We start from the raw sequence: 16,484 nt of genomic DNA, 5'->3' as shown, positions 1-16,484 counted from the left end.
CCTCATCCACGCCGCACAATCACCACACGCCTGACACAGCCGGCACACCACCCCCACCTACCGCGCACACCACCCACACAAACCCGAGGAGAACCTCATTCAGCGCACAACTAGCGGCAGGCGCGGACGGCGAGGATGATCGCGATGATGACGACGGCACCGACGACGATCGGTACGGCGCGTTTGAGCACCGGAGCTCCCGCGACATCCATCAGGTTGATCGGGGCGGCTTCGTGCTCGCCTTTCGGGTCACCACCACTCGCCGCTGGAGCGCCAGACCCGGCAGCGGACCCGGCACCGGCCGACGTCTGGTCCGTGGCAGGTTCCTGGGCCGTGCCGAGACGTTCGCCGAGGCACGTCGAGAAGTCACCGAGCAGCCTGCCGCCGACCTCGGAGATCATCCCGCGCCCGAACTGCGCAGGCCTGCCGGTGACCGTCAGGTCCGTGGCGACCGAGCCACTCGTGACCCCGCCGTCCTCGGTGAGCGTGACCGCGACGTCGGCCGACGCCGTGCCGCCTCCACGAGTGTCCTTACCGGACGCCTTGATCACGAGTCGCCGCGCGGCCTCGTCCTTGTCGGTGAACTCGCCGGTTCCCTTGTACTGCAGCGAGATCGGTCCGAGCTTGACCTTCATGGTGGCGGTGAACTCGTCGCCGTCGACCCCGGTGAGCGTTGCGCCCGGCATGCAGGGGGCGACGCGCTCCGGGTCGAGCAACGCCTGCCACACCTCCTCGACCGGTGCAGGCACCGTGAACTCGTGATCAAGTCGCACAGATGTAGCTCCTTTCGTCCCGCGAGGGGGAGCCGAATGTGACCTCGGTTCCTTCTATGGAGCCGGATGTCACATTCGGCTCCCACCTGGCTAGCTGGTTGCTGCGGCGGAGACCGCCCGGGAGGTGAGCACCTTGGCGAGGTGCTCGCGGTAGGCCACGTCGGCGTTGCCGTCGGCGGTCGGGCTGGTGCCGTCGAGCGCGTGCTCGGCGGCCGCCCTGATCGCCTCCGGGGTCGCCTCCTGACCCACGAGAGCCTGCTCGACTCCCCGCGCCCGCACCGGCACGGACGCCATGTTCGTCAGCCCGACGCGGGCCTCCGCGATCATGTGCCCGTCGGGCCGGACCGCTGCAGCCACACCCACGATCGACCACGCCTGCGCGACCCGGTTGAACTTCTCGTAGTGCGCGTGCCACCCGGTGTACTTCGGCACCCTGATCTCGCAGAGCAGCTCGTCCTCGCCGACCGCGGTGGTGAAGTAGTCCACGAAGAACTCCGCGGCGGGAACCGTGCGCCGACCCCGCGGGCCTGCGATCACCATCTCGACATCCAGGGCCAGCGCCGGTGCCAGCAGGTCACCGGCCGGGTCGGCGTGGGCGAGCGAACCACCGAACGTGCCCCTGTGCCGCACCTGCGGGTCGGCCACGGTGTCCGTGGCCATCACGAGCAGCTTGGCGTGCTCGTTGAGCAACGGGTCACGCTGCACGTCGTAGTGACTCGTCATGGCACCGATCACGAGCATGTCGCCGTCGGTGCGGACGCCCTGCAGCTCACCGATCCTGCCGAGGTCGATCAGCTTGGCAGGTGCCGCCAGCCGCATGCGCAGCACGGGCAACAGGCTCTGGCCACCGGCGAGGATCTTCACCTCGTCGTCGGCCTCGGCGAGGGCCCGTACCGCCTCGTCGATCGTGTTCGGCGCCTCGTAGTCGAACGCGGCCGGGATCATTGCGCACCTCCATGAATGGCTCGCCACACCCGCATCGGCGTGCACGGCATCTCGATGTCCCGTACGCCCATGTGCCGCACGGCGTCCACGACGGAGTTGACGACGGCCGGGGTGGAGGCGATCGTGCCCGCCTCCCCGACGCCCTTCACGCCGAGCGCGTTCGTCGTCGACGGGGTCTCGGTACGGTCCGTGGTGAACGACGGCAGGTCGGCCGCGGACGGCACCAGGTAGTCGGCCAGCGTGCCGCTGGTCAGGGTGCCTGTCTCGTCGTAGACCGCTTCCTCGAACAGGGCCTGCGCGATGCCTTGCGCCAGACCGCCCTGCACCTGTCCCTCGACGATCATCGGGTTCACCACGTTGCCGACATCGTCCACGGCGACATAGGAACGCAGCCGTACCCGGCCGGTCTCGGTGTCGACCTCGGTGGCGCACAGGTGTGTGCCATGCGGGAAGGAGAAGTTCTCCGGGTCGAAGGTCGCCTCCGAGTCCAGCGACGGCTCGACACCGTCCGGCAGGTCGTGGGCGGCGAAGACCGCGAGGGCGATCTCCTGGATGCTGGTCGACGTGTCCGTCCCGCGCACCGTGAACCTGCCACCGGAGAACTCGACATCGCCCTCGGCGCACTCCATCATGTGCGCGGCGATCTTGCGTGCCTTGGCGATGACCTTGTCCGCCGCCTGCACGACCGCCATGGCGCCGACGGTCAGCGACCGCGAGCCATAGGTGTCCAGCCCCTTGTGCGAGGACTGGGTATCGCCGTGCAACACCTCGACGTCGTCGAAACCCACACCGAGGCGGTCGGCGACGATCTGGCTCCACGCGGTCTCGTGTCCCTGACCGTGCGGGGAACTGCCGGTGATCACCTCGACCTTGCCGGTGGGCAGCATGCGCACAGCGCCGTGCTCCCAGCCGCCTGCGCCGTACGACAGCGCACCGAGCACCCGCGAAGGCGCGAGACCGCACATCTCGGTGAACGTGGAGACGCCGATGCCCAGCTGCACCGTGTCGCCCCGCCTACGGCGTTCGGCCTGCTCGGCGCGCAACGCGTCGTAGCCGAACAGCTCCCTGGCCCGTGCCGTCGCGGCCTCGTAGTTGCCGGAGTCGTAGGTGAGTGTGGACACCGTGGTGTACGGGAACTCGTCGTGCTTGATCCAGTTGCGCTCCCGCACCTCCAACGGGTCCATACCGAGCTCGGCCGCGAGCTCGTCCATCATGCGCTCGATCGCGAACGTCGCCTCCGGCCTGCCCGCGCCGCGGTAGGCGTCCGTCGGCACCTTGTTGGTGAACACGTTCGTGCAGGAGAAGTGATACGCCGGGATCTTGTAGATCGCGTTGAACATGAACGCGCCGAGAATCGGCACGCCCGGCGTCACCAGCCGTAGGTAAGCACCCATATCGGCGAGCAGCTCGACCTTCAACCCGGTGACCGTGCCGTTGCGGTCGGCTGCCAGGCTCAGCTTCTGGATCTGGTCGCGACCGTGGTGCGCCGAGGTGAACGACTCCGACCGCGACTCGGTGTACTTCACCGGTTTGCCCAGCTTGCGCGCCACGAGGAAGGTGATGACCTCCTCCGGCGTCACCTGCAGCTTGCCGCCGAAGCCGCCACCGACGTCCGGGGCGATCACGCGGATCTTGTGCTCGTCGACGCCCGTTGTCATCGCCAGCATCAGGCGCAGGATGTGCGGTACCTGCGTAGCCGACCACATCGTGGTCTGCTCACCGGTGGGGTCGACCAGTATCGAGCGTGGCTCCATGAATGCCGGGATCAGGCGCTGCTGCCGGAACGTCCGGTGAATGGTGACCTCGGCGCCTGCGAGCGCCTCGTCAGCGCTACCACCGGTGCCCGCCTCCGCGGAGTCGAACACCCACGTCGCGCTGGCGTTCGTACCGAGATCCGGGTGCACGAGGTCCGAGCCCTCGGTCATCGCCGAGGACATGTCGAGCACCACAGGCAGGTCCTCGTAGTCGACATCGATGGCTTCCAGGGCGTCGTGCGCCTCGGCAGCCGACCGGGCCACCACCACGGCGACGGCCTCACCGGCGAAGTTCACCTCGTCGACCGCGAGCGACGGGGCGTTCGGTGACTTCATGTCCTCGGTGATCGGCCAGGCGCACGGCAGACTGCCCTGGTCATCGGCCACATCAGCGCCGGTGACCACGGCCTCGACGCCGGACATGCTCCGGGCCTCGCTCGCGTCGATCCTGTTGATCCTGGCGTGGGCGAGCGGGCTGCGCAGGATCGCCATATGCATCATTCCCGGCAGGGACATGTTGTCGGTCCACCGGGTGCGCCCGGCGATCAGCCGCGCATCCTCCTTGCGCAACCGCGCTTGCCCGACCTCGCCTCCTGCGTGAGAGTCAGCGGTCGCGGTCATGACTGACGCACCTCCGCGCGCGACTGCTCGGACATGGCTGGCTCGTCGGCGACCCGCTCGGCCTCAGGGCCGGCTCCTGGCCGCATCCGGTGCGCGGCGTCCTGTACGGCGCGCACGATGTTCTGATATCCGGTACAGCGGCAGAGGTTGCCCTCGAGGCCTTCGCGGACCGTCTGCTCGTCCGGGTCGGCGTCCTCGGCGAGCAGGTCCACCGACTGCATGATCATCCCGGGTGTGCAGAAGCCGCACTGCAGGGCGTGGTTGTCGTGGAAGGCCTCCTGGACCGGGTGCATCCGACCGTCCCGGGTCAGCCCCTCGACAGTGGTGATCTCCGAGCCGTCCGCCTGCACGGCCAGCACCGAGCACGACTTCACGCTGTGCCCGTCGAGGTGCACGGTGCAAGCACCGCAGTTGCTGGTGTCGCAACCGACGACCGTGCCAACCTTGCCGAGCTGTTCCCGCAGGTACTGGACGAGCAACGTTCGTGGCTCTACATCATCCGTGTACCGGGTTCCATCAACGGTGACCGTAATGCGCATGGGCCTCCAACTCCTTCTTCGGTGGTGCCCGGCGGGCCGTCACGAACACGTCGGGCCGAGGCAACAAACCATTCGACAAGTGGCCGACATCACATACGAGGATCCTCCGACTCTCCAGCGCAAACAACCCCCACGAGGCGAATTAACCGGTCGGGACTAATCAAGATCAGCGTCCGCCTCTCCCTCCGGCCGGATCCCGTGCCGGACCGAACCGGCAGAGGCGTTCCCGGCCGTGCTGGATGCGAGCGGACGCCGATGCAGTGACGAGCCGGAGCCTGCCCGGACCCCTGGGCAGGCCGGACGCGGCCGGCTCGGTCCCGTCACGTCCCCGGTGTACGGATACCCCACCTGGATCGCGGTGCAGGCCGCGATGAGGTAGATCGCGTCGAGCGGTGCAGGAATTGTGTCGAATCCGCTGCGCGCATCAGGCGCTTCACCTAAGTTGTCCGGTATGACATCTCCACAAGACCCGCAGGATCCGTACGATCCCGCCCGACAGCCACCCCCGTACCCGCAGGCGCCGCAGGTCGACCCGAACATGGTCCAGGCCCCGCCACGCCCGAAATCGGTGGACACGGCATTCATGCTGTGGATGGTGAACGTGGTCGTCGGCATCCTGTCCAGCCTGCTCGCCCTCGCCAGTCAGGACGCGATCGTCGAGGAGTCGGCGGACCGGCTCGGGGTGGCCGTCGACCAGGCCGAGACCGGAGCGGCCGGCGGCACCGCCGGCATCATCTTCGGTCTGGTCATCGCCGTGATCTTCGCCGGCCTGGCGTTCGCCATGCGCGGCGGCGCGAACTGGGCGCGCATCGTACTCACGGTTCTCGGGGGGCTGGGACTGCTGTTCGGCCTCATCGGCCTGATGGTGCTTCCCGTGTACTTCGCGATCGGGTTCCTCGGCTCGCTGATCGGCCTGCTCGAGATCGCCTCACTCGTGATCATCGCCGCGGCCATCGTGTTCATGTTCCGGGCCGAGTCGAACCACTACTTCAAGCACTCCTGACCCGCGCGCGGGTACCGTTCGGTTCGCGCCACACCGACCGGTGCCCGCGTGTGGTGCACGGATTCGGGCGTTCGCCTGCGAAGCCGGTACCGACCGGCATACATTGGCTGCGAGGACAGGCCCTCGACCACACCAGCACCCCGGGCAGCCATCGCACCCGCAGCAGCAGCCGTACCCGCAGCACCACCCTCACCCACCACGGCAGCAGAATTACCCTTACCCGCCACAGCTCGTCCCGAACGAGACGCACACGCGGAAGCGGCCGGCCTCACTTCACACAGCGTTCGCCCTGTGACTGATCAGTGCGGTGGTCCGCGCCGTTCCCGTCCTCCTCGTTCTGGCGATCGTGCTCATGTACACACCGGGATCGAACCGTTACTTCAAGCACCCCTGACACACCCGTATCGGAATTCTCCTGCGGAACGGAGCGAACTGGAATACAGTGGCCGCGCAGGCACGTCAGCGCGATCCACTACCGGCTTCGGATGTCGTCGTAACGCCCGTTGCGGCGTCCGCATCCGAGCCGACGGACAGCTGCACACTCGCCAACCAGCCTCCTTTCCGATTTCTCGTGGGGGAACACTATGGACACCGAGGTGACCGAGCCCGGAAGGATCGTCGTCTCCGGACTCACCAAGAGGTTCGGTACCGTCAAGGCCGTCGACGATCTGAGCTTCACGGTCGAGCCCGGTTCGGTGACGGGGTTTCTCGGCCCCAACGGTGCGGGTAAGACGACCACGTTGCGCTGCGTCCTCGGTCTGGTGACCCCGAGCGAGGGCACCGCGACGATCGACGGACGACCGTACGCCGAGCTGGAAACCCCGAACCGAACCGTCGGGGCGCTGCTCGAAGCATCCAGCTTCCATCCCGCCCGCAGCGCACGCGATCACCTGCGGGTGTACTGCCGCGTCGCAGGGCTGCCCGGCGAGCGTGCCGACGAGGTACTCGAGCTGACCGGACTGACGTCGGCCGCGCGGCGCAAGGCAGGGCAGTTCTCGCTCGGCATGCGGCAGCGTCTCGGCCTCGCCGCGGCGCTGCTCGGCGACCCGCACGTGCTCGTACTGGACGAGCCGGCCAACGGGCTCGACCCCGAGGGCATCAAGTGGATGCGGCAGCTGCTCCGCCACCTCGCCGACCAGGGCCGCACCATCCTGGTATCCAGCCACGTCCTCAGCGAGGTGGAACAGACCGTCGACGACGTCGTGATCGTCAACAACGGCACGCTCATCCGGCAGGGACCGCTGAGCGAGCTCGCCGAGCACCACGGGCACGCGACGCTGGTGCGCAGCCCGGACGCCGACCGGCTCGCCACCGCCCTGGACGGCAAGGCGGATGTGCAGCGCCCGCACGACGACGCCGTGCGCGTGACCGGAATGGACACCGCGGCCGTCGGGCATCTCGCCTTCACGGAGGGGATCGAGCTGCATGAGCTCAGCACCGAGACCAGCGACCTCGAGCAGATCTTCTTCACCCTTACCGGGGAAGCCGCACCCGAAACCGCCGGGCAGGCGACACCGGCCGGGGAACACCACGACGCCACGCGGGCAGGAGGCCAGTCATGATCCGTCTGGTGCAAGCCGAGTTCGACAAGACGTTCAGCACCAAGCTGTGGCTCTGGCTGCTGCTGGGTGGGATCGCCCTGATGGGCACGTTCATGGCGTTCACGATCGGCTTCGACGGCGCCGAGGGGAACCCGTCCCCGTCGTTGAGCACGCCGGAGGGCAAGCGCAACCTGTTCGCCACCGCGAGCGCGGCGAACACCTTCGCCTTGCTGCTCGGCATCATCGCGGTCACCGGGGAGTTCCGGCACCAGACGGTGACGCCGACGTTCCTGGCGACCCCGCACCGTGGGCATGTGGTGACCGCGAAACTGGCCGCTTACGCCGTGCTCGGCATCGCCTTCGGGCTGGTGACGATCGTGGCCGCCACGGCGATCGCCCTTCCGTGGCTCGCGGCGATCGACATCGACCTGTCGATGACCTCCAGTGGCATCCCGGGGACGCTCGCAGGCGTCCTCGCAGCCGTCGCGCTGTACGCCCTGCTCGGTGTGGGTGTCGGCGCGCTGGTGCGCAACCAGATCGCCGCCGTCGTCGGTGCACTGGTGTACCTGTTCGTGCTCGAGGCGTTCATGCGGGGACTGCCCGTCATCCGGGACTACTACCCGTACCTTCCTGGCGGAGCCAGTGAGGCACTGACGGCCACCACCGATCCCGTCGTCGAGTTCCTCGAACCGTGGCAGGGTGGTGCGCTGCTCGCAATCTACGCGCTCGCCTTCGGCGTACTCGGAACCCTGCTGTCGGTGCGGCGGGACGTGACCTGACCGGTGTGGAATCGGCAGGCAGGAGCCGGGTGGTGATGATCTTCACCGTACACAGTCTCCGGTCGCGCACTGTACCGTCAGCGACATGACCGTTCGCGCGCACACCGCAGCCGCACCCACTTCCGGCGACGTCCGTAGCGAGCACGGGCTTGCGGTCCGACCGGCGATCGACGCGCTGCTCGACCCCGCCAGGAGACCGCGGCAGTGGCCCCAGAACGCCTCGGCAGGGCGGCTCGCCGTGATCCGCGGTTTCGACAGGGGCAGCCGCGAGTTCCGCGCCGCGGTGCGTGACGTGGCGCACAGCTGGGAGTGGTCGGTGCTCGACGTGGCCGGGACCCCCGCGTTCGGCGCCGTGCCGGACGGTCACGGTGTCCGGCTGGTCGCGGCCCAGCGGGCGGCCCAACTCCCGCTCGCCCGTCGCTGCGCCGCGCGATGGGCCTCCCTGCTCCTCGGGCCCGACTGCCTGGCCGCCGACCCCGCCGCTCTCGCCGCCCGGCCTGCTCCGGCCCTCACGGTGCGCTCCGACCGCGAGGACGGCACGGCGTTCGACTCCGTGGCGACGCGCCTGTCCGTGTCGGGTCCGGTCGGCTGCCACGTCTCGGGAGCGGCGCGGGAGTTCACCACCTCACTGGCCATGGAACCGACTGCCGCCGGGATCCTGGTCGAGTCGTCCCCACAGGCAGACACCTCCAGCCTGCGCATCGCGACGCGCCAGGTCACCTTCCGGCTGGAGGAGCCGACCGAAGCCACGCTCGACGACCATCCACAGCTACTCGCCCCCGGGGACTACGCCGTGTCGCTGCACGCGAACGCCTACCACCGGCTGGTGCCGGGTCCCGGCTGATCCGGCTCACGCGCCCGTGTTGCCTGCGGTAGCCAGCTGCCTGGCCACCTCCCGTGCGTGGTCACCGACCTCCAGGCGCGCCACAAGTCGTTCCGGCAGCGTCGCGGCACCGTTGCGGGCACCGGCGAGCGCGCCTGCCATCGCCGCGATCGTGTCGGTGTCCCCACCCGCGCCGATCGCGTACCGGATCGCCGCGATGGGCTCGTCCGGATTGCTCACGAACGACATCACCGCCATCGGCACCGAGCCGAGAGCCGTGATGTCGTTGCCGAGCGCGTGGGCAGCGTGCTGCGGGTCCGCGCCGGTGCGTACCAGCTCCGACATGCGGTCGAGCTTCTCGTGCCACGCGCGGCATCGCACGACCCGTGTGAGGTCGTGCCGGAACTGGTCGATGTCGAGCACCCGCGGAGCCGACTCGCGTTCCAGCGCCAGGTATGCCGCCAAGGCCTGCACCTCAGCCCCGTGCTGGCCGTGCTCGTGGGCGTGCGTGATCGCAGCGGTGCGGCGACCCAGCTCGGCGACGTGGTGCGGTCCGTTACCGACAGCGGCGACGGGCGCGACCCGCATGGCACCGCCGTTGCCGTACGAGCCGGCGCCGCCGAACAGCGACACCGCAGCCTGCTGCCAGGACATCCCCCCGCCGGTGAGCTCGAACACCTGCGCGGCGCCGGGCCCGTACCCGCGCCACGGTTCCTTCTGCCACACCGCGGCAAATTCATCCGCGAGAACGTCCTCGTCCAGCCCCGCGGGGTCCCGCGCGGCAAGGTGCTCGGCGAGCACCAAGGTCAGGGCCGTGTCGTCGGTGTGCACGAGGGTCTCGTCGGCACGTTCCGCCGCATCGAGCGTCCGGGCCGGCACCGCCTGGCTGCCCTCGAACGAGGCGCCGAGCGCGTCCCCGAGCGCGGTGCCCAGCAGCAGGCCGAGCACCTTGTCCTCCCTGCTCACTCCGGCCATGGCGCGTCGCCGTGAATGCGCCCGGCCAGCTCGCTCAGCCGCCTGCCGCTGCCGCTCCAGCGCAGCATGATGATCTCCGAGGCGATCGAGACCGCGGTCTCCTCCGGGGTGCGCGCACCCAGATCCAGACCGACGGGTGAGGCGAGGCGCTCGAGCTCGTGCTCGGCCAGCCCTGCCTCGCGCAACCGCGCCATGCGGTCCTCGTGCGTACGTCGCGAACCCATCGCGCCGACGTATCCCAGTTTCGACCGCAATGCCACCTCCAGCACCGGAACATCGAACTTGGGGTCGTGCGTGAGTACCGCCACCACGGTGCGCTCGTCCACCGCGCCCGCGTCCACCTGGGCGGACAGGTACCGGTGCGGCCAGTCCACCACGACCTCGTCGGCCTCCGGGAACCGTGCGGTGGTGGCGAACACCGGGCGGGCATCGCAGACAGTGACCCGGTAACCGAGGAAGGCGCCCATCCGGACCATGGCACGGGCGAAGTCGATGGCCCCGAACACCAGCATCCGTGGCGGTGGTTCGTAGGAGTTGACGAACACCGTCATACCCTCGCCGCGGCGTTGCCCCTCGGGGCCGTAGTGCAGGCTCGCGCTCCGCCCCGTCGCGAGCAGGCCGCGGGCGTCGTCGAGGACGGCGTCGTCGATGCGGTCCGAGCCCAGCGACCCGGAGACATCCTGCGGCCAGACCACCATGCGCGAGCCGACGCGGTCCGCGTCCGGGTGTTCGACGACCGTGGCGACCGCGACGGCGTGCTCGCCCGCGACCGAGTCGGCAAGCCGGGCGAAGTCCGGGAACTCCTCGCGCGAGAACCGCTCGACGAACACGTCTATGATCCCCCCGCAGGTCAGTCCCACAGAGAACGCGTCGTCGTCGCTGACGCCGTAGCGTTGCAGCACGGGACTGCCGTCGCTGATCACCTGCTGCGCGAGCTCGTAGACGGCGCCTTCGACGCACCCGCCCGACACGCTGCCGACCACCGTGCCGTCCTCGGCCACCAGCATGGCGGCTCCGGGCGGGCGCGGTGCGGATGAGAACGTGCGGACGACCGTGCCCACCCCCACGGTCTCGCCACGGGACAGGCGTTCGTTCAGCTGGTCAAGTACGTCGCGCATCGCGGATCTCCCTGATGAGTCGGTCCAGAGTGGCCACACTGTGACCGGCGAGCAGCCGATCGATGTGCGGAAGTGCCGCCGTCATCCCCAGTTGAACCGGTGCGTACCCGTCCTTGCCCGCGTGCGGGTTGACCCACAGCACCGCGTGCGCGAGCCTGCGCATCCGCCCCATCTGCTCGCCGAGCAGCCCGGCGTCGCCCCGCTCCCAGCCGTCGGAGAACACCACGACAACGGACTGGCGGGCAACGCCACGCTGCCCCCACCTGTCGAGGAACGCGCGGAGCGTGTCACCGAGGCGCGTCCCACCCGCGAAGTCCGCAACGGCGCGTCCGGCCGCGGCCAGTGCCCGCTCGGGGTCGCGCTGCCGCAGCTGCCGGGACACCCTGGTGAGCCGGGTGCCGAGGGTGAACGACTCGACGGCGCCGGGAGTCCGGCGGGTGACGGCGTGCGCGAAGCGCAGCAGCGCGTCGGCGTAGGGCCGCATGGAACCGGAGACGTCCACGAGCAGCACCACCCGGCGGGGTCGCGGGGACCTGCTGCGCCGGGGCAGGCGCAGCGGCTCGCCGCCGGTGGAGAGCATCGCGCGTACGGTCCGGTGCGGGTCGAGCGCACCTCGCCGCGCGGGACGCAGTCGCAGCGAACGGCGCATCGGGGGGTCCGGGCGCAGCAACGCGAGCATCTGGCGCAGGTGCTCGCGCTCGGCCTCGGTCAACTCGCCGATGTCCCTGCTGCGCAGGACTTCGGTGTCGCTGGCACACACGGCGTGCACGGTGCTGTCCTCGCTGCCGTCCTCCTCGGCGGCAGGCTCGGTGGCACCGAGCGGCACCAGCTCGGCAGTGGCGCGGGCCTCTCCGCGCGGCACGGTACCGTCCCGGTCGCGCGCCAGGCCGAACCACCTGGTGTACACCGCGTCGTAGGTCGCGAAATCGTCCGGGTCCGAGCACAGCGTCAGCCGGCCGGCCCAGTAGACCTGCTCCGGGTCGGCGACATCGACCCGCCGCACGGCGTCAAGGTATGCGGCCGCCCGGTCCGTGGCCACCGGCAGCCCGGCGTGCGCGAGCGCGCGGGTGAACCCGACGAAGCCGGGGAGCACGTCCATGTGCGCGCCCGCAGCGTCGCGTCCCGGGCCGGGGGGCTGGTGCACGGTTGGTCGGGACATGGCTACCCCGCGAGCAACGTGTCTATTCCTGCCGCGTGGACACGGTCGGCGTCCTCGCGGTACTTGAGCACGGCGCCCAGGCTACGGGTGGCCGTATCGGCATCCAGCACGCTGCAGTCGAGCGCGTGCAGCGCACGCCCCCAGTCGAGTGACTCGGCGACACCCGGGGGTTTGAGCAGCTCCATGCCACGCATCCTGCGCACGGCGGTAGCCACCTGCCCGGCCAGGTCCTCCCCGATACCGGGCAGCCTGCTGCGCAGGATCGCCACCTCCCTGGCCAGGTCGGGGTGCTCGAGCCAGTGATAGAGGCAGCGCCGTTTGAGGGCGTCGTGCACCTCGCGCGTCCGGTTCGAGGTCAGTACCGCGATCGGAGGGACATCGGCCCGGATCACGCCCAGCTCCGGAATGGTCACGGCGTTCTCGTCGAGCAGCTGCAGCAGGAACGCCTCGAACTCGTCGTCCGCCCGGTCTATCTCGTCGACCAGCAGCACGCACGGCGCGTCGAGAAGCGCGCGCAGCAGCGGGCGCGCGAGGAGGAACCTGCGGGTGTAGATGGACTGCTCGGCCGCATCGGCATCCACACCCCCGTCCGACCCCGCCTCCAGCGCACGCAGGTGCAGAAGCTGGCGGGCGAAGTCCCACTCGTACAGCGCCTGGGCGGCGTCGATGCCCTCGTGGCACTGCAGCCTGATCAGCGGAAGGCCGAGCCCTTCGGCCAGCGCCGCGGCCAGCGACGTCTTGCCGGTACCGGGCTCGCCCTCACAGAACAGCGGGCGGCCCATCGTGTAGGCAAGGAACGCCGCCGTCGCCACTCCGGCATCCGGCAGGTAGCCGGTCCGTTCGAGTGCCGACGACAGCTCCTCCGGGGTTCTGGCGGCTGTTGTATCGGGAGTCACACCATGAAGGTTAGCCCTCTACACCCGGTAAGCACACGTGTATAGCACGATCACCGTGTCGCCTGCTGTTCGTCAGTTCCGACGAACGATCCTGTCCGGCGGGCCGAGAGTTCTCCCCCAGCCGCCGGACAGGCTCACACGGCTGCCTGCTGTCCCCCTACCTCGTAGCCTGCTTCCTCGACGGCGGCGCGTACCCGCTCGGCCGGAACCGGTTGATCACTGCGTACCGTGACGGTGCCGGTGGCGACCTCCACCGACACCCCGGTCACCCCGTCGACCTGCTCGAGCTCGTCTCGCACGGCCTGCGCGCAGTGCCCGCAGGTCATCCCGGTCACGGTGTACGTGCTCTCTTCGGCCACGGCAGTCTCCTTCCCGGACGTTCCTGCGGCTAATATACCCCAGAGGGGTACCTGGGTTACGCGGAGTGGTCCAGCCGCACCAGCATCTTGCCGAGGTTGTCGCCGGAGAACAGGCCGAGGAACGCGTCAGGCATGCTGGAGATGCCTGAGGTGACGGTCTCCCGAACACGAACTCGATCATCCCGGACCCAGCGGGAGACCTCGGCGGTGAACTCCCGGGCACGCTCGGCGAAGTCCATCACGATGAAACCGCGCATGCTCAGCCGTTTGGTGACGGCCAGGAACAGGTTGCGTGGCCCCGGCGCGGGCTCGGTGTCGTTGTACTGGGTGATCGCGCCGCACATCGCCACGCGCCCGTAGGTGCGCAGGGATGTCAGCGCAGCCTCGAGGTGGTCGCCGCCGACGTTGTCGAAGTACACGTCGATGCCGCGGGGAGCCGCCTCGGCCAGCTGCTCGGCGACCGGCCCGTCCTTGTAGTTGAACGCCTCGTCGAAGCCCAGCTCCTCGCGCAGGTAGGCGACCTTGTCGGCGGATCCTGCCGAGCCGATCACCCGGCGCGCACCCCGCAGCTTGGCGAACTGACCGACGAGGCTGCCGACCGCTCCGGCTGCGCCGGAGACGAACACGGTGTCGCCAGGACGCATCGCCGCCACGTCGAAGAGCCCGAAGTAGGCCGTCTGCCCCGGCATGCCGAGCACGCTCAGGTAGGACGACGCAGGCACACGCGTGGTGTCCACGGCACGGAACCGCGTGGCGGGGGCGACCGCGTACTCCCGCCAGCCGTACTCGTGCAGCACGGTGTCGCCGACGGCGAGCTCGTCCGACCGCGAGGCGACCACGGTGCCGACGGCACCGCCGTCCATGACCTCGCCGACCCGGAACGGCGGGATGTAGGACTTCACATCGTTCATCCGGCCCCGCATGTACGGGTCGACCGAGAGGTAGTCGTTGCGCACGACCACCTCACCGTCCCCGGGCTCACGGACCTCCGCCCGCACGATCGCGAAGTCGTCCTTGGATGGCAATCCGACCGGTCGGGATGCCAAGTGGATCTCAGTAGCTGTCGAAGGAATACCCATACCGCGAGCCTGGCACAGGATCCTCGGCGAGTCACCTGCGCATGATCTGCGACACCGGCCGCGGCGCGAGGCCACCTCGCTTCCACGCCCCTGAGCCAGCAGGTGCTCGAGCCGTGCGGAGACCGGCCACGATCAGCTCCCGTGACCGAACCATCCGGCGATCGCGTCGGCGAACGGCCCGGGTGCGTCCGACTGTACGTAGTGTCCGGCACCGGGAATCGTGACCGTGGTGTGGTCCGGCAACCGGCGTTGCCACCGCTCGCGTTCGGCGGCCCGGAACGCAGGGTCGCGGTCGGCCCACAGCACGAGCGCCGGTAGCTGCCGCAGCGCGGTCAGCTCGGAGTCGACCGTGGCGAGGAAGTCCCGCGCGGCTGTGATGGCGTTCGGGAGCACGGCACTCGCGTGCCGGGCCGCGGGATCGGGCAACGCCGCCCGGTAGTGGGCCATCTCCGCGCTGGAGAGCTTCCGCAGCTTGTGCCCGGCCGGGAGCATGGCGTTGACGAACAGGTTCAGCCGCCGGATGGCCATGCGCCCAACAGGGCCGCCCATCACGCGCGAGAAGACCTCGAAGTGCGCGTCCCCGTTGACGGGCCATGCCCAGGTGTTCGCGACGACGAGCGCGGCGACGCGGTCCGGATGCGCTGCCGCGGCATGCACACCGATCGGCCCTCCCCAGTCCTGCATCACCAGCGTGACGTCCCGCAGATCCAGCTGCTCGACCAGTTCCGTGACCACACGCGCGTGCTCCTCCGGGCTGTACCCGTACCCGTGTGCGGCCGTCGAGAGCCCGAAGCCGGGATAGTCGCACGCCACGCACCGGAACCGGCCCGACAGCCTGCTGATCACCTCGCGGTAGACGAAGGACCATGTCGGGTTGCCGTGCAGCATGAGCAGCGTCGGTCCCGCGCCTTCGTCGACGTAGTGGACGGTGTGGCCATGCACGTCGACGAACCGGCTGGTGAAGGGGAACAGTTCGGCATCGACCCACGGAGGACGTCTCTCCGAACCAAGGGGACGCTCGTCCATTGGTTGATACAAGCAACTTAGGTTGAAAAAGTCAAGTGTAATATGATCCGGGTGAGCACGAAACGCTACGGCCAGTTCTGTGGCCTCGCCCGGGCGCTCGATCTCGTCGGTGACCGGTGGAGCCTGCTGATCGTGCGGGAGCTTCTCGTCGGGCCCGCCCGGTACAGCGACCTGCGGGCCGGGTTGCCGGGAATCGCGACAAACCTGCTCGCGCGACGCCTTCGGGAGCTGGAAGGGCACGGGATCCTCGAACGTCAGCTGTCCCACGATGCCGTCGTCTACGCGCTCACCGACTTCGGCCACGGCCTCCGCGAGCCCGTGGAGGCGCTGGTCCGCTGGAGCACGCCGCTCATGGCCGCCGGGCGCGGCGACGACACGTTCCACACGTCCTGGCTCCTCGTCGCCCTGCGCGCACTGCTGGGGCGCCCTGCCGCAGGCGGGCCCGCGTGCGTGGAGATCGAGGTGGACGGGGATGTCATCACCATCCACGCGGCCACGGACGAGCTGTCCGTGACCCTCGGGCCGTCCGGAGCGGCGCAGGCGCGCCTGGCGAGCGACGCCGCGACCGTACTCGGACTGGCGGCCGGGCCCGTGCGCGTTGCCGACGCCATCCGCACCGCACGGCACTTCGAGGGGGCACCCGAGGCACTCGAAACGATCTTCGGGCGAGCATGATTGGTGGGCAGGGCGGGACGTCGATGATCCGGCCGGTCCGTCGCACGCCGCCGACGAGCAACCTTCGCATATTGATAACCCACCGAGCAGCCCCGCCCTACCCGGAACGCGCGACTGAACTGCGACGGAGGGCGAGTTCGGTGCCGCTAGCTGAGTCTGGTCGACCACCCCGTATGACCCATACATGACCGGACTGGGTACCTGATTGGAAGGACGGAGTCGTACCAGCGTTGGCCAACATGATCCAGAACGACTGGTCCCGGTGACGCCGGGATAGCATACCGCCTTCGCAACGACCGTCGGCCCTTGATTCGGGCTCAACCTTGAACCGCCCCGGGGTGTCCGGAGACTCATCGGTGTGGCAGCTCAGCAGTGGGCTGGGCTTGCTGGTTGAGCGTAGTACGCGGTTTCGAGTTCGG

Annotated in this window: 16 protein-coding genes; 5 read left to right on the top strand and 11 right to left on the bottom strand. The window is 69.4% G+C overall.

The window, feature by feature from the left end:
- Window positions 1-110: 110 nt before the first annotated feature.
- The 4 genes from CHB84_RS21305 to CHB84_RS21290 all read right to left on the bottom strand — a co-directional run bounded on the left by CHB84_RS21305 (window position 111) and on the right by CHB84_RS21290 (window position 4,632).
- Window positions 111-773 carry an SRPBCC family protein gene (locus CHB84_RS21305; RefSeq protein ID WP_089303442.1) on the bottom strand — a complete coding sequence of 221 codons (663 nt, stop codon included), beginning with the start codon at window positions 771-773 and terminating at the stop codon, window positions 111-113.
- Window positions 774-863: 90 nt separating this feature from the next.
- Window positions 864-1,718, bottom strand: a complete 855-nt coding sequence (locus CHB84_RS21300) for an FAD binding domain-containing protein (protein WP_089303441.1) — start codon at window positions 1,716-1,718, stop codon at window positions 864-866.
- A complete protein-coding gene (locus tag CHB84_RS21295) occupies window positions 1,715-4,093 on the bottom strand; it encodes a xanthine dehydrogenase family protein molybdopterin-binding subunit (RefSeq protein ID WP_089303440.1) in 2,379 nt (792 codons plus the stop codon). Before CHB84_RS21295 ends, CHB84_RS21300 begins: the two co-directional genes overlap by 4 nt.
- Window positions 4,090-4,632: a (2Fe-2S)-binding protein gene (locus CHB84_RS21290; protein WP_089303439.1), complete on the bottom strand. Its 543-nt coding sequence runs from the start codon at window positions 4,630-4,632 to the stop codon at window positions 4,090-4,092. The genes CHB84_RS21295 and CHB84_RS21290 overlap by 4 nt, the downstream gene beginning before the upstream one ends.
- A gap of 451 nt (window positions 4,633-5,083) precedes the next feature.
- Between CHB84_RS21290 and CHB84_RS21285 the strand changes: the two genes are divergently transcribed.
- The 4 genes from CHB84_RS21285 to CHB84_RS21270 all read left to right on the top strand — a co-directional run bounded on the left by CHB84_RS21285 (window position 5,084) and on the right by CHB84_RS21270 (window position 8,799).
- The gene (locus CHB84_RS21285) at window positions 5,084-5,635 is read left to right on the top strand and encodes a hypothetical protein (RefSeq protein ID WP_141134771.1); all 552 of its coding nucleotides are present in this window, start codon (window positions 5,084-5,086) and stop codon (window positions 5,633-5,635) included.
- A 584-nt stretch (window positions 5,636-6,219) separates the two neighbouring features.
- Window positions 6,220-7,197 (top strand): ABC transporter ATP-binding protein, encoded by a 978-nt coding sequence (locus tag CHB84_RS21280; protein ID WP_089303437.1) that lies wholly within the window; start codon window positions 6,220-6,222, stop codon window positions 7,195-7,197.
- On the top strand, window positions 7,194-7,955 hold the full coding sequence (locus CHB84_RS21275) for an ABC transporter permease subunit (RefSeq protein ID WP_089303436.1): 762 nt from the start codon (window positions 7,194-7,196) through the stop codon (window positions 7,953-7,955). Before CHB84_RS21280 ends, CHB84_RS21275 begins: the two co-directional genes overlap by 4 nt.
- A gap of 85 nt (window positions 7,956-8,040) precedes the next feature.
- Complete coding sequence (locus tag CHB84_RS21270; RefSeq protein WP_089303435.1) at window positions 8,041-8,799, top strand: hypothetical protein; 759 nt, start codon at window positions 8,041-8,043, stop codon at window positions 8,797-8,799.
- Window positions 8,800-8,805: 6 nt separating this feature from the next.
- Here the strand turns inward: CHB84_RS21270 and CHB84_RS21265 are convergent, their stop codons facing one another.
- The 7 genes from CHB84_RS21265 to CHB84_RS21235 all read right to left on the bottom strand — a co-directional run bounded on the left by CHB84_RS21265 (window position 8,806) and on the right by CHB84_RS21235 (window position 15,402).
- A complete protein-coding gene (locus tag CHB84_RS21265; RefSeq protein ID WP_089303434.1) occupies window positions 8,806-9,753 on the bottom strand; it encodes an ADP-ribosylglycohydrolase family protein in 948 nt (315 codons plus the stop codon).
- The gene (locus CHB84_RS21260) at window positions 9,741-10,871 is read right to left on the bottom strand and encodes an XdhC family protein (protein ID WP_089303433.1); all 1,131 of its coding nucleotides are present in this window, start codon (window positions 10,869-10,871) and stop codon (window positions 9,741-9,743) included. The genes CHB84_RS21265 and CHB84_RS21260 overlap by 13 nt, the downstream gene beginning before the upstream one ends.
- On the bottom strand, window positions 10,855-11,970 hold the full coding sequence (locus tag CHB84_RS21255) for a vWA domain-containing protein (RefSeq protein WP_089303432.1): 1,116 nt from the start codon (window positions 11,968-11,970) through the stop codon (window positions 10,855-10,857). The genes CHB84_RS21260 and CHB84_RS21255 overlap by 17 nt, the downstream gene beginning before the upstream one ends.
- A gap of 62 nt (window positions 11,971-12,032) precedes the next feature.
- Complete coding sequence (locus tag CHB84_RS21250; protein ID WP_245818885.1) at window positions 12,033-12,926, bottom strand: AAA family ATPase; 894 nt, start codon at window positions 12,924-12,926, stop codon at window positions 12,033-12,035.
- A gap of 134 nt (window positions 12,927-13,060) precedes the next feature.
- A complete protein-coding gene (locus CHB84_RS21245; protein ID WP_089303431.1) occupies window positions 13,061-13,285 on the bottom strand; it encodes a heavy-metal-associated domain-containing protein in 225 nt (74 codons plus the stop codon).
- A gap of 56 nt (window positions 13,286-13,341) precedes the next feature.
- Window positions 13,342-14,364 (bottom strand): NADP-dependent oxidoreductase, encoded by a 1,023-nt coding sequence (locus CHB84_RS21240; RefSeq protein WP_089303430.1) that lies wholly within the window; start codon window positions 14,362-14,364, stop codon window positions 13,342-13,344.
- Between the two features lie 132 nt (window positions 14,365-14,496).
- Window positions 14,497-15,402 carry an alpha/beta fold hydrolase gene (locus CHB84_RS21235; RefSeq protein ID WP_245818884.1) on the bottom strand — a complete coding sequence of 302 codons (906 nt, stop codon included), beginning with the start codon at window positions 15,400-15,402 and terminating at the stop codon, window positions 14,497-14,499.
- Between the two features lie 39 nt (window positions 15,403-15,441).
- On the opposite strand from CHB84_RS21235, the gene CHB84_RS21230 reads away from it, so the two are divergent.
- Window positions 15,442-16,065 (top strand): winged helix-turn-helix transcriptional regulator, encoded by a 624-nt coding sequence (locus tag CHB84_RS21230; RefSeq protein WP_217898679.1) that lies wholly within the window; start codon window positions 15,442-15,444, stop codon window positions 16,063-16,065.
- Window positions 16,066-16,484 lie beyond the last annotated feature (419 nt).

Origin of the sequence: Haloechinothrix alba (genome assembly GCF_900188115.1) — a bacterium.
Taxonomy (GTDB): domain Bacteria; phylum Actinomycetota; class Actinomycetes; order Mycobacteriales; family Pseudonocardiaceae; genus Haloechinothrix; species Haloechinothrix alba.
The sequence above is the reverse complement of the archived record's forward strand: the minus strand, read 5'-3'. Positions and strand labels throughout refer to the sequence as shown.